Source organism: Streptomyces sp. NPDC001315, assembly GCF_042896175.1.
Classification (GTDB): Bacteria; Actinomycetota; Actinomycetes; order Streptomycetales; family Streptomycetaceae; genus Streptomyces.
The window spans coordinates 488,243-504,355 of record NZ_JBIAWZ010000002.1 but is presented as its reverse complement, the minus strand read 5'-3'; the positions used below and the strand labels follow the sequence as shown (position 1 = coordinate 504,355).

The following is a 16,113-nucleotide window of genomic DNA, read 5'->3' as shown; positions in this document are numbered from 1 at the left end:
AGGCAACTTGGCCGACCCGGTACCGATATACGGACGCGTCAATCTGAACAACGTACGGCCGTGCGGGTGCCGTAAACGGGCCGGGGCGCGCCATGTCGCCCCGGCCCGTTGCCCGTTCTTGCGCCTGAGCCGGCGCCGCTCTCGCGGACCTGGCCGGTGCTTCGTCGTTGGTTCCTCAATCGATGGTTGCGGTGCTCTGTGGAGTGTTGCCGCTCAGCCGAGCTTGAGGGCGCGCCGTAGAAAGTCCACCTGGAGCAGCAGCAGGTTCTCCGCGACCTGTTCCTGTGGGGTCATGTGGGTGACGCCGGACAGGGGCAGGACCTCGTGCGGGCGGCCGGCGGCCAGGAGGGCCGAGGACAGGCGCAGGGCGTGCGCGACCACCACGTTGTCGTCGGCGAGGCCATGCACGATCATCAGCGGGCGATGCGGCTCGGCGGCCATGGCCAGGCCCTCGTCCGTGACCAGGTTGCTCTTCGCGTACGACTCGGGGTCAGCGTCCGGGGTGCCCAGGTAGCGCTCGGTGTAGTGGGTGTCGTAGAGGCGCCAGTCCGTGACCGGGGCGCCCGCGATGCCCGCGTGGAAGACGTCCGGGCGGCGCAGCACGGCCAGGGCCGCCAGGTAACCGCCGAACGACCAGCCGCGGACCGCCACCCGGGACAGGTCGAGCGGGTACGACTTCGCGAGGTCCTGGAGCGCCTCGACCTGGTCGTCCAGCGACACGGTGAAGTCCCCGTGAATCGCCTTCTCCCAGGCGGGGGAGCGGCCCGGGGTGCCCCGCCCGTCGGCGACCACGACCGCGAACCCCTGGTCGGCGAACCACTGCGAGGTCAGGTGCGCGTTGTGCGCGGCGGCCACGCGCTGGGCGTGCGGGCCACCGTACGGGTCCAGAAGGACCGGGAGGGGAGTGTCACCGGGGTAGTCCGAAGGCATAAGCACGGCGCACGGGATTCTCCGTGCGCCCCCCACGGTCAGCGTCACGCTCGGGGAGATACCGGGATTTTCCGCATACGAAGGGACAGTCGCCGTCTGCTTCCCGCCACGCAGCACCTGCACCTGCGCCCCTGGCCGGTCCAGCGTGGCGGAGACCAGAACGGTCACGCCCCCGGCGCGCACCGCCGTGTGCACGCCGGGTACCTGCGACACGCGCTCCAGGCCCAGCTCGTTCACCCGGTAGACGTGCACCTCGCCGGTCTCCGGGGCCGCCGCGGCCTCGCCGGCCGACGCCGAGACCAGCACGTCCTCGTCGGTGACGTCGAGCACCGCGCGCAGGTGCAACTGCGGTCCCGTCAGGGGCCGTTCACCGACGGCCAGCACCCGCGCGCCACCCTCGTCCGCGATCCGGACCAGCTGTCCGGACGGGCTCCAGCACGGCACTCCAGGGAAAAGTTCCAGCCAATTTGGATCTTCGTCCGCGTGCACCATCCGGGTCGCCCCGGAGTCCGGGTCCACCGCCAGGAACAGCTGGCTGCGCTGGTCCCGGGCCTGCACCAGAAGCAGCGGCGCACCCGCTTCTGACCAGTGCACTCGCGCCAGATACGGATAGCGCGCCTGATCCCAGACAACCTCCGTGCGCGCCCCGTCCAGCCCGATCACGAACAGCCGTACCTCGGCGTTGGCCGTACCGGCCGCCGGATACGGGACGTGTTGTGGATCACGTTCCGGGTGCGCGGGGTCGGAGATCCACCACCGCCGCACCGGCGTGTCGTCCACCCGCGCGACCAGCAGCCGGTCCGACTCCGGTGCCCACCAGAAGCCCCGCGAGCGCCCCATCTCCTCGGCTGCGATGAACTCGGCCAATCCATAGGAAACCGAAGCCGACTCGGGCTCGGCGAGCGCACGGTCGCCCTCGCCCTCGGCGCCCACCACCCGCAGGGCGCCCTGGCTGACGTACGCGACGTGCCGCCCGTCGGGGGCGGGGCGAGGGTCGATCACCGGTCCGGGTACGGGCAGTTCACGTGCCGTGCCGGCCCGCAGCTCGGCCGTGAACAGCCGCCCCGACAAGGCGAAGGACGCCAGTTCCACGGCCGTGTCGGTGGCGTAGCCCACGATGCCGGCACCGCCCTCGCGGCTGCGTTCGCGGCGCGCCCGCTCCTCGGGCGAGAGGTCCTCCGAGGCCCCGCCCAGGAGGGCACGCGGGTCGGCCGCCACCCGCTCCCCGCCGTCCGGAACATCAAGAACCCACAGGGAGTTGGCCCGGTCGGTGCCGGACCCGGAACGCAGGAACACGACACGGGAACCGTCGGGAGCCACGGTGAACGAACGCGGCGCACCGAGCGTGAAGCGCTGGGTGCGGGCGTGCCGACGGGGGAAGGAGTCAGGCTCGGTCGTCATGCCCTGACCATATTGGCCATGCGCCCCCTTGTGCGGCAGTGCGCCGACGCCTGCACACGCACGGATAGTTATGATCACTAGCGCTGTGTGGGTATGAACCTGCTGGCTGTTGTATGGATTTACAAATTGCCCTGCTCTGCCCCCCACATCCCCGGGTCCTTGGAGGTGAGCCGCCGTGGCACTCTCGATTTCGGCGGTGGTGCTGCTGGCGATCATCGTCTTCTTGCTCATCAAGAAGTCGGGCCTGAAGGGCGGGCACGCGGTCGTGTGCGTGCTCCTCGGGTTCTACCTCGCCTCGTCGACGGTGGCGCCCACGATCAGCGATCTGACCACGAGCGTCGCGAGCATGATCGGCAGCATCAAGTTCTGACGCCGGGGGCCGTGCCGGGGGCGGTGTCTCACCGGAACCCGGCCGCCCGTGCTGCGGTGCGAGGGGCGGTCTTTCCCAAGGAACACGGCGGGCGAAAGAACCCGACCGAGCCCCACCCCTCCCACCGCCGGGAGTGCCGGTGCGATCTCGCGGAGGTCGCCTGAACGGGTGCTGTCGCACCCGCGACCCGTTCCGCCGTCGGCCCGGCCGCGACCGCATCGCCCGGACGAAGCCCGACGGGGAACCTTCCGCGCTACAGGGACGAGGACGCCTCGTAGGGTGGGGTCCATGACGGAACCACCCGCCCGACGTCTGCTGCTGGTGCACGCGCACCCGGACGACGAGTCGATCAACAACGGCGCGACCATGGCCAGGTACGCGGCCGAGGGTGCGCGGGTGACCCTGGTCACCTGCACCCTCGGTGAGCTCGGCGAGGTCATCCCGCCCGAGCTCGCCCACCTGACCGGCGCCGCCCTGGGCGAACACCGCCTGCGCGAGCTCACCGCCGCGATGCGCGAGCTCGGCGTCGAGGACTTCCGTCAGCTCGGCGGCCCCGGCCGCTACCGCGATTCCGGGATGATGGGCCTCCCCGACAACGACGACCCCACCTGCTTCTGGCAGGCGGACGTCGACGAGGCCGCCGCACACCTCCTCGAGGTGATCGTCGAGGTACGCCCCCAGGTCCTCGTCACCTACGACGACAACGGCGGCTACGGCCACCCCGACCACATCCAGGCCCACCGCGTGGCCATGCGCGCCGCCGAGCTGGCCGCCGACGCCGGCTGCCCGATCCCCAAGGTCTACTGGAACCGCGTACCGCGCCCCGTCGCCGAGGAGGCCTTCGGCCGGCTCCGCGCCGAGCTGCCCGGCCTGCCCTACGCCAAGGCCGCCGCCATCGACGACGTACCCGGCGTCGTGGCCGACGAGCGGATCACCGCCGAGATCGACGGCACCGCCTACGCCGCCGCGAAGGCCGCCGCGATGCGCGCGCACGCCACACAGATCGAGGTGGCCCCCGACGGGCCGTACTTCGCGCTCTCCAACGAGCTTGCGCAGCCCCTCTTCAGCACCGAGTACTACGAGTTGGTGCGCGGAGAGCGGGAGACGGCGCAGAAGACGGCTCGGGAGGCGGATCTCTTCGCCGGGACCGGGGAGGCGTCATGACGGAACGCGGATCGATGCTCGCCCAGCCGCTGCGCCCCCCCTCCGCCGGGCGGGCCCTCGCCTATCTGGGGCTCTTCCTGCTGGGCGCGCTGGTCGCCATGGCGGGGGCGCTGGTGCAGGCCGGTTGGTTCCCGGGCGGACTCCTGCTCGCGCTCGCCGGCGCGGCCGGGCTCTTCCTCGGCGGAGCACGCGCCGCGGGCAGCCGGGGCGGGGCCGTCGCGCCCGCCGCGGGCTGGATGGTCACCGTCGTCTTCCTCACCGCCAGCCGGCCCGAAGGGGACTTCCTGTTCGGCGCGGGAGGCGGCTCCTATCTCTTCCTGCTCGGCGGCATGGCTCTGGCTGTGATCTGCGCCACCCTTGGCCGGGGGCGGCAACCGGACGAAGACCGCGTCCGACTTGGCAAGTGACGTACCACTTCGCCGTGCGGCGCGCGTGTACGTGCCGTGTGGGTTTCCCCGACGGTCGTGGGATACACGCCAGAAGTGGCCAGTATGGTGGTGCGCGCCGCCGAGCCGCCCGTGAGGTTGTGCGGGCGGCGGAGCCAACCGGGAGAACCTGCCTTGAGTCGTGAAACTGACACTCCGTCCTCCGGGCCCGACGGGCGCGGCGGAGCCGCATACCCCTCGGGCACGCCGCCGTACGGGACCCCCATGGTTTCCGACGGCGGTACGGACGCGGGCCGTTCGGCCGCTCAGCCGGAGGAACGCAAGACCGAGACCACGCTGACGACCCGGATCCGGATCAACATCCCTGGATCACGGCCGATTCCGCCGGTCGTCGTACGCACGCCCGTCGGCGACACCGAGGGCGGCGCGAGCGACGACACCGGCGCCGACGCGCAGGCGTCCGGCGCCGCGCCTGCCGGCACCGTGGAACCGCCTGCCGAGGCCGCGGCCACGGCCGGAGACAAGCCGAGCGACTGGTTCGCCCCCCGCAAGGGCGGGACGAGCAAGGGCGGTCAGGGCAGCGGCTCCACCAACGGCGCGGGCGTCCCCGGCGGTTCGGCGGCGGGCGCCGCCGGTGCCGGCGCGGGTGCCGCTGCCGGTGCTTCCGCGGGTGCGCGGCCGAACGGTGGCCGTCCCGGCGGGGTGGTCGGCTCCATGAGCGCCCCCGGCGGCTCCCGCCCCGGCGGTACGAACGGCGCCGGACTGCCGGGTGCCACCGGTGGCCCCGTCGCGCCCGGCCACGGCGGCGGCACCGGTTCTTTCGACGTGACCGAGGCGCTGGCGGCAGGTCCGCTGGGCAACGGCTCGCGCCCCGGCTCCGGCGAGCCGCGCCGCGACGACCTGCCGTACTTCGCGGAGAACGGCCAGAACGGCCCCGGCGGTCAGGGCAGCCAGGGCGGCTACGGCGGCCCGCCGAACGGCCCCGGTGGCCAGGGCGCCTCTCAGGGCCCCTCCGGCCCGACCGGCGGCCCGGTCACCGGCGACGGCCCGCTGGCACCTCCGGCAGGTGCGAGGCCGGGTGGCCCCGGCGGTTCCGGTCGCCCGGACGGGTTCGGCGGCCCTGGTGGTCCGAGCGGCGCCGGTGGCGCCGGTGGTCCTGGTAATCCCGGTGGTCTCGGTGTTCGTCGTGTTCCCGGCGCTTCCGGTGCGCCTGGCGGTCCCGGTGCTCCTGGCGCCCCGGAGGCATTCGCCGGCCCCGAGGCATTCGGTGGTCCCGGCGTGCCCGGCGGACCGCATGGCCGCGGCCCTGGTGGCTCCGGTGGACCTGGCGGTCCCGGTGGTCCCGGCACGGCCCCAGCCCGTGGCCCCGTCGGCGGAGGCGTCGGCGGTGGCGCCGGCGGTGGCGGTCTGAGTGACGACACCGCGATCCTCACCCCGCAGAAGCCGGCCCCCGAACCCGGCGCCGGCGGCTACGGCGGCCGCATGGACAACGTCTCCGGGCACACCGTCACCAGCGGCATCCCGGTCGTCCCCCCCGGCATCCAGGGCGCGCCGTTCGGATCGGGCTCGCACCCCGACGGGCCGCTGCCGCACACGCCCCCGAAGCTGCCCGAGCCGGTCGCGCAGAACGTGCCCGCGGCCGCGCCCCGGAAGAAGAAGGGCCGCAGCAAGCTGGTCCTGCTCGGCGGCCTCGTGGTCGTCGTCGCGGCCGGCGCCTACGGTGCGGGCCTGTTGATGAACCACTCCGACGTGCCCAAGGGCACCACCGTGCTCGGCGTCGACATCGGCGGAGGCACGCGCGACGAGGCCGTCAAGAAGCTCGACGACGCCTTCGGCAAGCGCGTCGAGCAGCCGTTGAAGCTGTCGGTCGACGGCGACACCGTCACGCTCAAGCCGGACCAGGCCGGGCTCCAGTTCGACGAGCAGGCCACGGTCGCCGCGGCCGCGCAGAGCGACTACAACCCGGTCTCCGTGATCGGCTCGCTCTTCGGCCAACAGCGCGTCATCGAGCCGGTCATGCCCGTCGACGAGGAGAAGCTCCAGGCCGCGCTGGAGAGCGCCGCGGGCGGCTCCGGCTCGGCGAGCGACGGCACGATCAAGTTCCAGTCCGGCAAGGCCGTCGCCGTGTACGGCAAGGCGGGCAAGGGCATCGACGTGACCCAGTCGAAGACCGCGGTCGAACAGGCCTACCGCACCCAGGTGGAGACCGGCACGGCCACCACCGTGAAGGTCCCGACGGCCACCAAGCAGCCGACGGTCTCGAACGCCGAGGTCGACCGGATGATGAAGAAGTTCGCCGAGCCGGCGATGTCCGGAAAGGTCACCGTCCAGACGGACGCCGCGCACTCGATCGCCTTCAGCCCGCAGAACTCCCTGTGGAAGTTCCTCGAGGTGAAGGCCGTCGACGGCAAGCTCGTCGAGAGCTACAACGAGGCCGCGCTCAAGGAGCTGTACGGCCACACCTTCGACGGCGTGCTCATCACCCGGGGCACCGGTCAGAAGACGGCCGTCACGGTCCAGGACGTGATCAGCGCCCTGCGCCCGGCCCTGACCAGCACCACCAACCGCGTCGCCACCATCGACACGAACCCCAGCTAGGACAGCTCCCAGGCGCCACGGCACACGAGGGGCACCCGGTCCGGTACATCACCGCCGGGTGCCCCTCGTCGTGTCCGGCCACGGGACGGTCCGCCTGTCACTCCGTACGCATGACATCTGTCATCCGGCAGTCGGGACCGCCGACACTGCCGGACACCGGGGCCCCACCGCCACGATGGTGTGCATGACGACGACAGTGACGGCCACCGCAACCGAGGTGGTCGGGTTCGATCAGGTGAGCAAGAGCTACGGAACCGTACGGGCGGTGGACGGCCTCACGCTCCGGCTGCACCCGGGGGAGACCGTGGCCCTGCTCGGGCCCAACGGGGCCGGCAAGTCCACCACGCTGGACCTGCTGCTCGGCCTCAAGCACGCCGACAGCGGCACGGTCCGCGTCTTCGGCACCAGCCCGCGCGAGGCCATCGTCGCCGGACACGTGGGCGCGATGCTGCAGAGCGGCGGGCTGATGGACGAGGTGACGGTAGGTGAACTGGTCAAGCTCGCCTGCGATCTGCACCCGAAGTCGTACAGGGCGAGCGACGTGCTGGCCCGCGCGGGCATCTCGCAGATCGCCGACCGCAAGGTCAACAAGCTCTCCGGCGGCCAGGCCCAGCGCGTCCGCTTCGCCCTCGCCACCGCCGGCGACAGCAATCTGATCGTCCTGGACGAGCCGACCACCGGCATGGACGTCTCCGCCCGCCAGGCCTTCTGGGCCACCATGCGCGAGCAGGCCGACCAGGGCCGCACGGTCCTGTTCGCCACGCACTACCTCGAAGAGGCCGACGCCATCGCCGACCGCGTCCTCGTCCTGCACCGGGGCCGGCTCCTCGCGGACGGCACCGCCGCCGAGATCAAGGCGAAGGCGGGAGCGCGCAGGATCTCCTTCGACCTCGTCGACGGCCCCATCGACGAGGCCCCGCTGCGGGAACTGCCCTTCCTCACCTCGATAACCGTGTCCCAAAGCGGCTCCGCCGCGGGCAGCGGCCACACGATCCGCATCCAGTCCACCGACGCCGACGCCACCGTCCACGCCCTCTACGGCCTCGGCGTCTACCCCCGCAACCTCGAAGTCGCCGGGCTGGGGCTCGAGCAGGCCTTCGTCGCCATCACCGAGGCCGAGGAGGCCAAGCAGTCGTGCTGAATACATTTGCTTCGCGGGCCCTCATCAAGCTCGAACTCGCCCGCGCCCTGCGCAACCGCAAGTTCCTGTTCTTCTCGGTGATCTACCCGTCGGTCCTGTTCCTGCTCATCGCGGGCCAGGCAGACGCCACCACCAAGGTCGACGGCACGGGCCTGACCGTCCCGACCTACATGATGGTCTCGATGGCCTCCTTCGGCGCCCTGACCGCCGTCCTGATGGGCAACAGCGAGCGCATCGCGAAGGAGCGCGAGAGCGGCTGGGTACGGCAGCTGCGGCTGACCACCCTGCCGGGCCGCGGCTACGTCCTCGCCAAGACGGCGAGCGCCGCCGTGGTGAGCCTGCCGTCCATCGTCATCGTCTTCGTCGTCGCCGCGGCCCTGAAGGACGTACGCCTGGACGCCTGGCAGTGGCTCGCCCTCACCGGCGCGATCTGGGCCGGCAGCCTCGTCTTCGCCGCCCTCGGCGTCGCCATCGGCTACCTCGCCAGCGGGGACGCGGTCCGCCCGATCACGATGATCACCTACTTCGGTCTGTCGATGCTCGGTGGCCTGTGGATGCCGTCGACGACCTTCCCGCAGTGGTTGCAGGACATCGCCAAGTGGCTGCCCACGCACGCGTACGCTGCCCTGGGACAGGCGATCGAACAGAGCCAGGCCCCGCACGCCCAGGACATCGGCATCCTCGTCGTCTTCTTCGTCCTGTTCGCCGGCGGCGCGGCCTGGCTGTACCGGAAGGACACGCTGAAGGCGTGAACAGCGTCGGCATCGGGCAACGCCCGCAGAACCGCAGGCAGAAGGTCATCAAGACGCTGTGGTCGGGCGTCTGGCTCGCCTATCTGAGCGCGCCCGTCAACGACCTGCTGCACGGTGGGCATGGCGCGGGCGTCCGCGTCCTCGGCACGCTGGGTCTGGTGGCCTTCGTGGCCTGGTACTTCGTCCTGCTCTTCCGCACCGGACGCGGTGAGATGAACGGCGCGGTGCTCGGCTCCCTGGCGGTTCTCGCCACCCAGTCGACCGTCCTGGCCCTCACCCTGGGCCGGGAGTGGCTCGTGCTGTTCGTCTACGTGGCGATCGCTTCTGGCGCGGCGCTTCCGCTGCGGTTCGCCCGCTGGTGCATCCCGGCCGTGTCCGCACTGCTGACCGCGGTCGCCCTGGTCGTGCCCGGCGGGAAGGAGTTCCTGGCCGGACTTCTCGTCCCGGCGCTCCTCGGCGGGTTCTCCATGACCGGCGTACGCGAACTGATACGCACGACCATCGCGTTGCGGGAAGCCCGAGCCACGGTCGCCCAGCTCGCCGCCAACGAGGAGCGCCTGCGTCTCGCCCGCGACCTGCACGATCTGCTCGGCCACTCGCTCTCCCTGATCACGCTGAAGAGCGAACTGGCCGGCCGTATGCTCCCCGACCACCCCGACAAGGCGGCCCAGCAGGTCGCCGACATCGAACAGGTCAGCCGCCAGGCCCTGGTCGACGTACGCGAGGCCGTCACCGGCTACCGACGCGCCCGCCTCGCCGACGAACTCGCCGGCACCCAGGTCGCCCTGAGGGCGGCCGGCGTCACCGCCGAAGTGCCCGCCGCCCCCGACCTCGCCGGCATCCACGAGGAGAGCGAGTCCGCCCTCGCCTGGGCGCTGCGCGAGGCGGTCACCAACGTCGTACGGCACAGCGGCGCCCGGCGCTGCACGGTGGAACTGCTCCGCCGCCAGACCCTCGACGGCCCGGTCCTCGAACTCTCCGTCGAGGACGACGGCTCGGGCGGCTCGGGCAACGACCCCGGCAACGGTCTGAACGGTCTGACCGAGCGCCTGGAGAAGGCGGGCGGCACCCTGGAGGCGGGCAGCCGCAAGCACGGTTTCCGACTGGTCGCCCGCGTCCCGGCCGACTCGTCGGCGGACGTAGGATCCCGGGCATGAGCCACACGATCAAGGTCCTCCTGGCCGAGGACCAGTCGATGGTCCGCGAGGCACTGGCCGCACTGCTCGGCCTCGAGGACGACATCGAGGTCGTGGTCCAGGTGGCGCGCGGGGACGAGGTCCTGGCGGCCGCCCGCGAGCACGACGTGGACGTGGCCCTTCTCGACATCGAGATGCCGGGCGCGACGGGCATCGAGGCGGCGGCCCTCCTCCACCGGGAACTGCCGGGGGTGAAGCTGGTCGTCCTCACCACCTTCGGCCGCCCCGGCTACCTCCGCAGCGCCATGGAATCCGGCGCCGACGCCTTCCTGGTCAAGGACGCCCCCGCCGCCCAACTCGCCGAAGCGGTACGCAAGGTGCTGGCCGGCGAGCGGGTCATCGACCCCACCCTCGCGGCCGCCGCCCTGGCCGAGGGCGCCAACCCCCTCACCGACCGCGAACGCGAGGTCCTGCGCGCCGCGGCCGACGGCTCCACCAACGCGGAACTCGCGAAAACCCTGCACCTGTCCCAGGGCACGGTCCGCAACTACCTCTCGACGGCGATCCAGAAACTGGCGGTGCGGAACAGGGCGGAGGCGGTACGGATCGCGCGGGAGAAGGGCTGGCTGTAAGCAGGCCCGGCCTGCGGGCAGTCGTGCTGCTGGGGGGAGGGTGGGCGCGGGCGGCACCCCGTCGGCGCGGGTGAGCGACCCGATCCGCCGGCGGCACCGCTCAGTTCAGCCTGGCCCGAGCCGCCGACGCCTGCCCCCGCACCCTCTCCGCCGCAGCCGAATCCACCGCGTCCACCAACTCCGCATACGTCTCCAACTCCGCGGCCCCACCCACGAAGTCCCCCCGCTGCACAAGAATCTGCGCCCGCTCGTACCGCAGCCGAGCCGGATGCGAGGGCAACAGCAGCGACAACTCCACCGCCCACAACGCCACATCCGACCGCTCGGGCCGGGCCGAGGCCCACGCCCGGACGTTGTTCAGAATCCGCAGCACCACCTCCAGCGGATCCGCGGGAACCAGCATCGACGGATGCAGCGCCGCCCCCGTCGCCCCGACCACCAGCAACTCCGCGTCGGACCCGCTGAGCACCCGCCCCCCGTCGAACGGATCGGCCAGCACCTGCTCCTCCTCCGGTCCGAACCCGACGACGAAGTGCCCCGGCAGCGCGACCCCGTACACCGGCCCCCCTGCCCGCCTGGCGACCTCCATCCACACCACCGACAGCAGGATCGGCAGCCCGCGCCGCCGGCGCAGCACCTGGTGCAGCAACGACGACTCCAGCCACTGGTAGTCGGCCGGGGAGCCGTGGAACTCACAGCGCTCCCCGAGCACCGAACGCAGCGCCTCCGCCCAGGCCGCCGGACCGCCCGGCCGGAAGGGCAGCCGCCCCGCCAGCCGGTCCAGCTCCATCTGCGCGGCGTCCATGCCCGCCTCGTCCAGCCCCCCGTCGGCCGCCGCCCCCACCAGCAGACACAGCTCGGACAGATCGGGCCGCTCGCAGCGCGCCTCCTCGGCGAACCGCAGCCGCAGTTCGGCGGAGCGCTCGGGCGGTGGCGGGAAGCAGGAACGCATAGCAGGCTCGTGCCCCCTCACGGCGATCCGTACCGGCCGCTGCCGGGTTCAGCCGGTTCCCGGTAGTGGTGGTACGCGTGATGCGCGGCGAAGCCCAGCCGGGCGTACAGCGTACGAGCCCCCGCGTTGTCCGTCTCGACCTGGAGCCAGGCGGCCGAGGCGCCCTCCTCGAGGGCCTGCCGGGCCAGCGCGGCCATGACGGCGGTGGCCAGCCCGCGCCGCCGCTGCGCCGGATCCACCTCGACCGCGGCGAACCCGGCCCACCGCCCGTCGACGACACACCGCCCGATCGCGGCGGGCGGCTCCCCCTCGCGCTCGCCGGGCACGGTCGCGAACCACACCGACGGCCCGCTCCCCAGCACCTTCAGGGCCACGTCGCTCACTCCCTTGCGCTGATAGCGCGCCAGCCACGCCTCACCGGCCTCCCGGGACAGCACGACCCCGGACGGCTCACCCAGGTCGGCGACCGGTGCGAGCGCCCCGATCCACAGCTCGGCGGTCACCTCGCGCACCCACCCGCGCCGCTCCAGCTCCGCGCAGAGCAGCTCCTGGGTGCCCTCGGCGCCGGTCGCGGTCTGGACGTACGCGGGCAGGCCGCGCTCTCCGTACCAGCGTCGTACCTCGGTGAGCGCCTCGTCGAGCGGGAGACCCGGGTCGCCGAGCGGCAGCACCGAGTTCGCCCTCCGGGTGAACCCGGAGGCGGCCCGCAGCTCCCACTCGCCCAGACGGGCGCTCTCCACCGGCCGCCACGCTCGTGCGGCCACGTGGACGAGCTCCTCGTAGGACGCGGCCGGCCCCCGCCGCCGGGCCGGCGCGGCGGGCACCACCTTCCCCGCGACCAGCGAGGATTCCGCGATCCGGACGCTCTCACCGTCCTTCTGTGTGATCACGAGCACAGCGTCGTCCCATGATGTGAGAACACCGACCGTGTCGGTGAATTTCCCTTCGGTGTCTCCGGGGTCGCTCAATCGCCGCACAGAGACGCGTTTGCCCACGTCAGCGACGGTGATACGGACCTCGAGACGTCCAGCGGCCGATATTTCCACGGGTCGGTCCACCCCTCCTGTTCGGATCATGCCCAAGAACGGAGATACTAGGGGCGGGCATCGATTACGCCGCGCTCCCGCGCGCCAGGCGGCGGAGCCTGTGGGAGGCCCGCCAGCGCCCGTATCGAGGAGGAACGACAGCGTGACCTACGTCATCGCGCAGCCTTGTGTCGACGTCAAGGACAAGGCGTGCATCGAGGAGTGCCCGGTCGACTGCATCTACGAGGGCCAGCGGTCCTTGTACATCCACCCGGACGAATGCGTCGACTGTGGTGCCTGTGAGCCGGTCTGCCCGGTCGAGGCGATCTTCTACGAGGACGACACTCCGGAGGAGTGGAAGGACTACTACAAGGCGAACGTCGAGTTCTTCGACGAGCTCGGCTCTCCCGGCGGTGCCAGCAAGCTGGGGCTGATCGAGCGCGACCACCCCTTCATCGCCGCGCTTCCGCCGCAGGCCGGATAACGCCGCACCAGCGGCCTGCAAACCGTGCCACCTCGGTCCCGTACGGCCTGATCGCCGCAGATCGCGCCGCACGGGACCGAGGCGTTTGCCGTTCAAGAAAGTGAGCCAGATTTCCGTGTCCGCAGTCTCCGACCGTCTGCCCACCTTCCCCTGGGACAAGCTGGAGCCGTACAAGAAAACGGCTGCCGCGCACCCGGACGGCATCGTCGACCTGTCCGTCGGCACCCCCGTCGACCCGGTCCCCGAGCTGATCCAGAAGGCACTGGTCGACGCGGCGGACTCCCCGGGCTATCCGACGGTCTGGGGCACCCCCGAGCTGCGCGACGCGATCACGGGCTGGCTGGAGCGCCGCCTGGGCGCCCGCGAGGTCACCCACCGGCACGTCCTGCCGATCGTCGGCTCCAAGGAACTGGTCGCCTGGCTCCCCACCCAGCTGGGCCTCGGCCCCGGCGACCGGGTCGCCTACCCGCGTCTGGCCTACCCCACGTACGAGGTGGGCGCCCGCCTCGCCCGTGCGGAGTACGAGGTCTACGACGACCCGACCGTGCTCGACCCGACCGGCCTGAAGCTCCTCTGGCTCAACTCGCCGTCCAACCCGACGGGCAAGGTGCTGAGCAAGGCGGAACTGACCCGGATCGTCGCCTGGGCCCGTGAGCACGGCGTCCTGCTCTTCTCCGACGAGTGCTACCTCGAGCTGGGCTGGGAGGCCGACCCGGTCTCGGTCCTGCACCCGGACGTGAACGGCGGCTCCTACGAGGGCATCGTCTCGGTCCACTCCCTCTCCAAGCGCTCCAACCTCGCCGGCTACCGCGCGGCCTTCCTGGCGGGTGACCCGGCGGTCCTCGGCCCGCTCCTGGAGATCCGCAAGCACGGCGGCATGATGACGTCCGCTCCGACGCAGGCCGCGGTGGTGGCGGCCCTCGGCGACGACACCCACGTCCGCGAGCAGCGCGAACGGTACGCGTCCCGGCGGGCGCTTCTGCGCGAGGCGCTCCTGAAGCACGGCTTCCGCATCGAACACAGCGAGGCCAGCCTCTACCTCTGGGCCACCAGGGACGAGTCCTGCTGGACCACGGTGTCCCATCTGGCCGACCGCGGCATCCTGGTCGCCCCGGGTGACTTCTACGGCACGGCGGGCGAGAACTTCGTACGCGTGGCCCTGACGGCGACGGACGAGCGGGTACGGGCAGCGGTGGAGCGGCTGGCGGCGTAGCCGTTTCGCGCAAAGCGACACACGGCGACGGGGTCCAGGTGGAAACCTGGACCCCGTCGCCGTGGAACCCGGGACTCAGCCGCCCAGGGGCAGCCCCTTCACCGGCACGGACTGCGTCGGGAGCCCGCCCTTCGTGAGGGACCCCGTCGGCAGCCCACCCTTCGTGGCCGTCGACGCCGTGTCCCCGAGGATGGCGCCCGCGGACCCCGCCGCCTCACCGGCGGTCTTCTGCGCCGCCGGCGCCGCCTTCTTCACGGCCTTGCCGCCAGTCTTGCCCGCGGCCGGCACCGCCGTCTTGATGGCCTTGCCGCCGGCGTCACCCGCGATCCCGGTGGCCTGCTGCGCCGCGCCGTCGACGGTGTTGCCGACGGTCGCGCCGTCCACGGCGGTCAGCCCGCCGAGGTTCGGGGTGGCCGGCAGTTCGGCGGCCGCACTCGCGGAGCCGGCCGCACCGACCCCGGCAGCCGCTCCCGCTGCGACGAGCAGCGCGGCACGGGCGATCCGGCGGGTCAGAGGGAGGGACATGATGCTCCTTTGAGGAGAGACGATGGAAGTGTCCGCCCGTCCCGGCACTTGACCACAGTTGATCGTCCGGGCGCGGACGCACTGACTACCGCTCGAAGCCCGGGAAGGTTGCGGCGGCCCAATGTAAAGAATTGGTAATGCGTCGCATTATCGGTTACGGATAAAATCGGGCAAAGGGCGCCCGCTCCGAGAGCCCGCCGAATCCTTACGGCTCTTTGTTTGCAAGGGCTCGGCGGTCACGAGAGTGACGGCGCGAAAACCTGCGCGCCCCCTCTCCATGGGGGCCTTACGTAACCCGCCCGGGTGAAGTGCCGTACTACTGAGCGGTGATGATCCGGACCGAGTCGGCGGCCGCCCGCTCCGCCCCGCCGTCGCTGCGCGCCCCGGCCGTACGCCACTGACTGTCGGTGTTCCCGGCGGTCCACTGCCGTCCGGCGTAGGCGACGCGTGCGATGTGCAGGGCGGAGGAGTTGGCCACCGCCCAGTGTGCGAGCTGCCAGCCGCGCTCCTCGGCGCTGCGCCCCGCGGAGTCGCCGGTAGCGCTCGGCACGGGCACCGTCACGGTCCGCCCGCTGGACTCGGCGGTCACGCCGGGCGGAGTCGACGCGGCCTTGGCGCCGCTGCCACCGTTGCTCCCGCTCACCTCCGCGCCGGCCTCCTGCAACGCGTCACGCCCGAAGTCCCGTACGAGCGCGGTGCGCACCGCGTCGGGCCCCGCGGTCGTGGTGGCCGCGGGACGGCCCTCGCAGGTCAGCGTGGCCACCGCCCGTCCGGTGAGGGCCGCGGCGAGCAGCGCGGCGTCCGGCTCGTGCTTGGCGTACGCCTCCGGGTAGCCGCTGCGCTGCACGCGTTGCGCGGCCACGGTGAGCGGGAGCTTCGTGTAGCCGGACACCTTGACCAGGTGCTCGTAGAAGATGCCCGCCGCGTACGTCGGGTCCATGATCTGCTTCTCGGTGCCCCAGCCCTGCGACGGCCGCTGCTGGAACAGGCCCAGCGAATCGCGGTCGCCATGCTCGATGTTGCGCAGCCCCGACTCCTGGAGCGCGGTCGCGAGCGCGATCGTCACGGCCCGCTCGGGCAGACCGCGGTCGGTGCCGACCGCCGAGATCGTCGCCGCGTTGACCGCCTGCTCCGGCGTGAACTCGTAGACCGCCCCGTCGCCGTCGCCCGAGACGACTCTGCACCCCGGATCGCCGGTGCCGCCGGTGACGTACTGCACCACGAGATAACCGGCGACCGCGGACAGGACCACGAAGGCCGCTCCGAAACGGAAGAGGCGGCCGCGACGCTTGGTGGAGGTGGGGGACGGCTCTGGCACCCGTACAAGGTACTGGAGGCTCCTGCGGCCGCCGCGCCGGGTGCGGACGCCGGGCGCACGCCGGTGGACGGCCTGGCGCGCTAGGG

At 72.1% G+C, this 16,113-nt stretch carries 15 protein-coding genes; 10 read left to right on the top strand and 5 right to left on the bottom strand.

The features are described 5' to 3' along the window. Nucleotides 1-213: 213 nt before the first annotated feature. Entirely contained in the window at nucleotides 214-2,331 is a 2,118-nt protein-coding gene (locus tag ACFY16_RS09435) for a prolyl oligopeptidase family serine peptidase (protein WP_390646503.1), read from the bottom strand. Between the two features lie 175 nt (nucleotides 2,332-2,506). Between ACFY16_RS09435 and ACFY16_RS09430 the strand changes: the two genes are divergently transcribed. The 8 genes from ACFY16_RS09430 (at nucleotide 2,507) to ACFY16_RS09395 (ending at nucleotide 10,510) form a co-directional block, all read left to right on the top strand. Then, nucleotides 2,507-2,701: a hypothetical protein gene (locus ACFY16_RS09430; RefSeq protein WP_390646502.1), complete on the top strand. Its 195-nt coding sequence runs from the start codon at nucleotides 2,507-2,509 to the stop codon at nucleotides 2,699-2,701. A 288-nt stretch (nucleotides 2,702-2,989) separates the two neighbouring features. Then, nucleotides 2,990-3,865: an N-acetyl-1-D-myo-inositol-2-amino-2-deoxy-alpha-D-glucopyranoside deacetylase gene (mshB, locus tag ACFY16_RS09425; RefSeq protein WP_390646501.1), complete on the top strand. Its 876-nt coding sequence runs from the start codon at nucleotides 2,990-2,992 to the stop codon at nucleotides 3,863-3,865. Continuing rightward, nucleotides 3,862-4,272, top strand: coding sequence for a DUF6113 family protein (locus tag ACFY16_RS09420; protein ID WP_390646500.1), 411 nt, complete (start codon nucleotides 3,862-3,864; stop codon nucleotides 4,270-4,272). The genes mshB and ACFY16_RS09420 overlap by 4 nt, the downstream gene beginning before the upstream one ends. 153 nt (nucleotides 4,273-4,425) lie before the next feature. Continuing rightward, nucleotides 4,426-6,849: a hypothetical protein gene (locus ACFY16_RS09415; RefSeq protein WP_390646499.1), complete on the top strand. Its 2,424-nt coding sequence runs from the start codon at nucleotides 4,426-4,428 to the stop codon at nucleotides 6,847-6,849. 184 nt (nucleotides 6,850-7,033) lie between these two features. Then, on the top strand, nucleotides 7,034-7,990 hold the full coding sequence (locus ACFY16_RS09410; RefSeq protein WP_390646498.1) for an ABC transporter ATP-binding protein: 957 nt from the start codon (nucleotides 7,034-7,036) through the stop codon (nucleotides 7,988-7,990). Next, nucleotides 7,984-8,742, top strand: a complete 759-nt coding sequence (locus ACFY16_RS09405; RefSeq protein ID WP_390646497.1) for an ABC transporter permease — start codon at nucleotides 7,984-7,986, stop codon at nucleotides 8,740-8,742. The genes ACFY16_RS09410 and ACFY16_RS09405 overlap by 7 nt, the downstream gene beginning before the upstream one ends. Then, nucleotides 8,739-9,899, top strand: a complete 1,161-nt coding sequence (locus ACFY16_RS09400; RefSeq protein ID WP_390646496.1) for a sensor histidine kinase — start codon at nucleotides 8,739-8,741, stop codon at nucleotides 9,897-9,899. The genes ACFY16_RS09405 and ACFY16_RS09400 overlap by 4 nt, the downstream gene beginning before the upstream one ends. Then, complete coding sequence (locus ACFY16_RS09395) at nucleotides 9,896-10,510, top strand: response regulator transcription factor (protein ID WP_390646495.1); 615 nt, start codon at nucleotides 9,896-9,898, stop codon at nucleotides 10,508-10,510. Before ACFY16_RS09400 ends, ACFY16_RS09395 begins: the two co-directional genes overlap by 4 nt. Nucleotides 10,511-10,610: 100 nt before the next feature. On the opposite strand, the gene ACFY16_RS09390 is transcribed toward ACFY16_RS09395, so the two are convergent. Both ACFY16_RS09390 and ACFY16_RS09385 read right to left on the bottom strand, forming a co-directional pair. Beyond that, entirely contained in the window at nucleotides 10,611-11,462 is an 852-nt protein-coding gene (locus ACFY16_RS09390) for a tetratricopeptide repeat protein (protein ID WP_390646494.1), read from the bottom strand. Between the two features lie 17 nt (nucleotides 11,463-11,479). Beyond that, nucleotides 11,480-12,508 carry a GNAT family N-acetyltransferase gene (locus ACFY16_RS09385; protein WP_390646700.1) on the bottom strand — a complete coding sequence of 343 codons (1,029 nt, stop codon included), beginning with the start codon at nucleotides 12,506-12,508 and terminating at the stop codon, nucleotides 11,480-11,482. A 142-nt stretch (nucleotides 12,509-12,650) separates the two neighbouring features. On the opposite strand from ACFY16_RS09385, the gene fdxA reads away from it, so the two are divergent. After that, nucleotides 12,651-12,971, top strand: a complete 321-nt coding sequence (fdxA, locus tag ACFY16_RS09380) for a ferredoxin (protein ID WP_130443832.1) — start codon at nucleotides 12,651-12,653, stop codon at nucleotides 12,969-12,971. Nucleotides 12,972-13,086: 115 nt separating this feature from the next. Then, nucleotides 13,087-14,184, top strand: coding sequence for a bifunctional succinyldiaminopimelate transaminase/glutamate-prephenate aminotransferase (locus tag ACFY16_RS09375; protein WP_390646493.1), 1,098 nt, complete (start codon nucleotides 13,087-13,089; stop codon nucleotides 14,182-14,184). A 75-nt stretch (nucleotides 14,185-14,259) separates the two neighbouring features. On the opposite strand, the gene ACFY16_RS09370 is transcribed toward ACFY16_RS09375, so the two are convergent. Both ACFY16_RS09370 and ACFY16_RS09365 read right to left on the bottom strand, forming a co-directional pair. Then, nucleotides 14,260-14,709, bottom strand: coding sequence for an ATP-binding protein (locus tag ACFY16_RS09370; RefSeq protein ID WP_390646492.1), 450 nt, complete (start codon nucleotides 14,707-14,709; stop codon nucleotides 14,260-14,262). Between the two features lie 316 nt (nucleotides 14,710-15,025). Beyond that, on the bottom strand, nucleotides 15,026-16,027 hold the full coding sequence (locus ACFY16_RS09365) for a heavy metal transporter (protein WP_390646491.1): 1,002 nt from the start codon (nucleotides 16,025-16,027) through the stop codon (nucleotides 15,026-15,028). Nucleotides 16,028-16,113 lie beyond the last annotated feature (86 nt).

Coding starts and splice junctions, on each gene's coding strand:
- ACFY16_RS09435 (WP_390646503.1), bottom strand. CDS start 2,331: ATGACGACCGAGCCTGACTCCTTCCCCCGTCGGCACGCCCGCACCCAG.
- mshB (WP_390646501.1), top strand. CDS start 2,990: ATGACGGAACCACCCGCCCGACGTCTGCTGCTGGTGCACGCGCACCCG.
- ACFY16_RS09420 (WP_390646500.1), top strand. CDS start 3,862: ATGACGGAACGCGGATCGATGCTCGCCCAGCCGCTGCGCCCCCCCTCC.
- ACFY16_RS09410 (WP_390646498.1), top strand. CDS start 7,034: ATGACGACGACAGTGACGGCCACCGCAACCGAGGTGGTCGGGTTCGAT.
- ACFY16_RS09395 (WP_390646495.1), top strand. CDS start 9,896: ATGAGCCACACGATCAAGGTCCTCCTGGCCGAGGACCAGTCGATGGTC.
- ACFY16_RS09390 (WP_390646494.1), bottom strand. CDS start 11,462: ATGCGTTCCTGCTTCCCGCCACCGCCCGAGCGCTCCGCCGAACTGCGG.
- ACFY16_RS09370 (WP_390646492.1), bottom strand. CDS start 14,709: ATGTCCCTCCCTCTGACCCGCCGGATCGCCCGTGCCGCGCTGCTCGTC.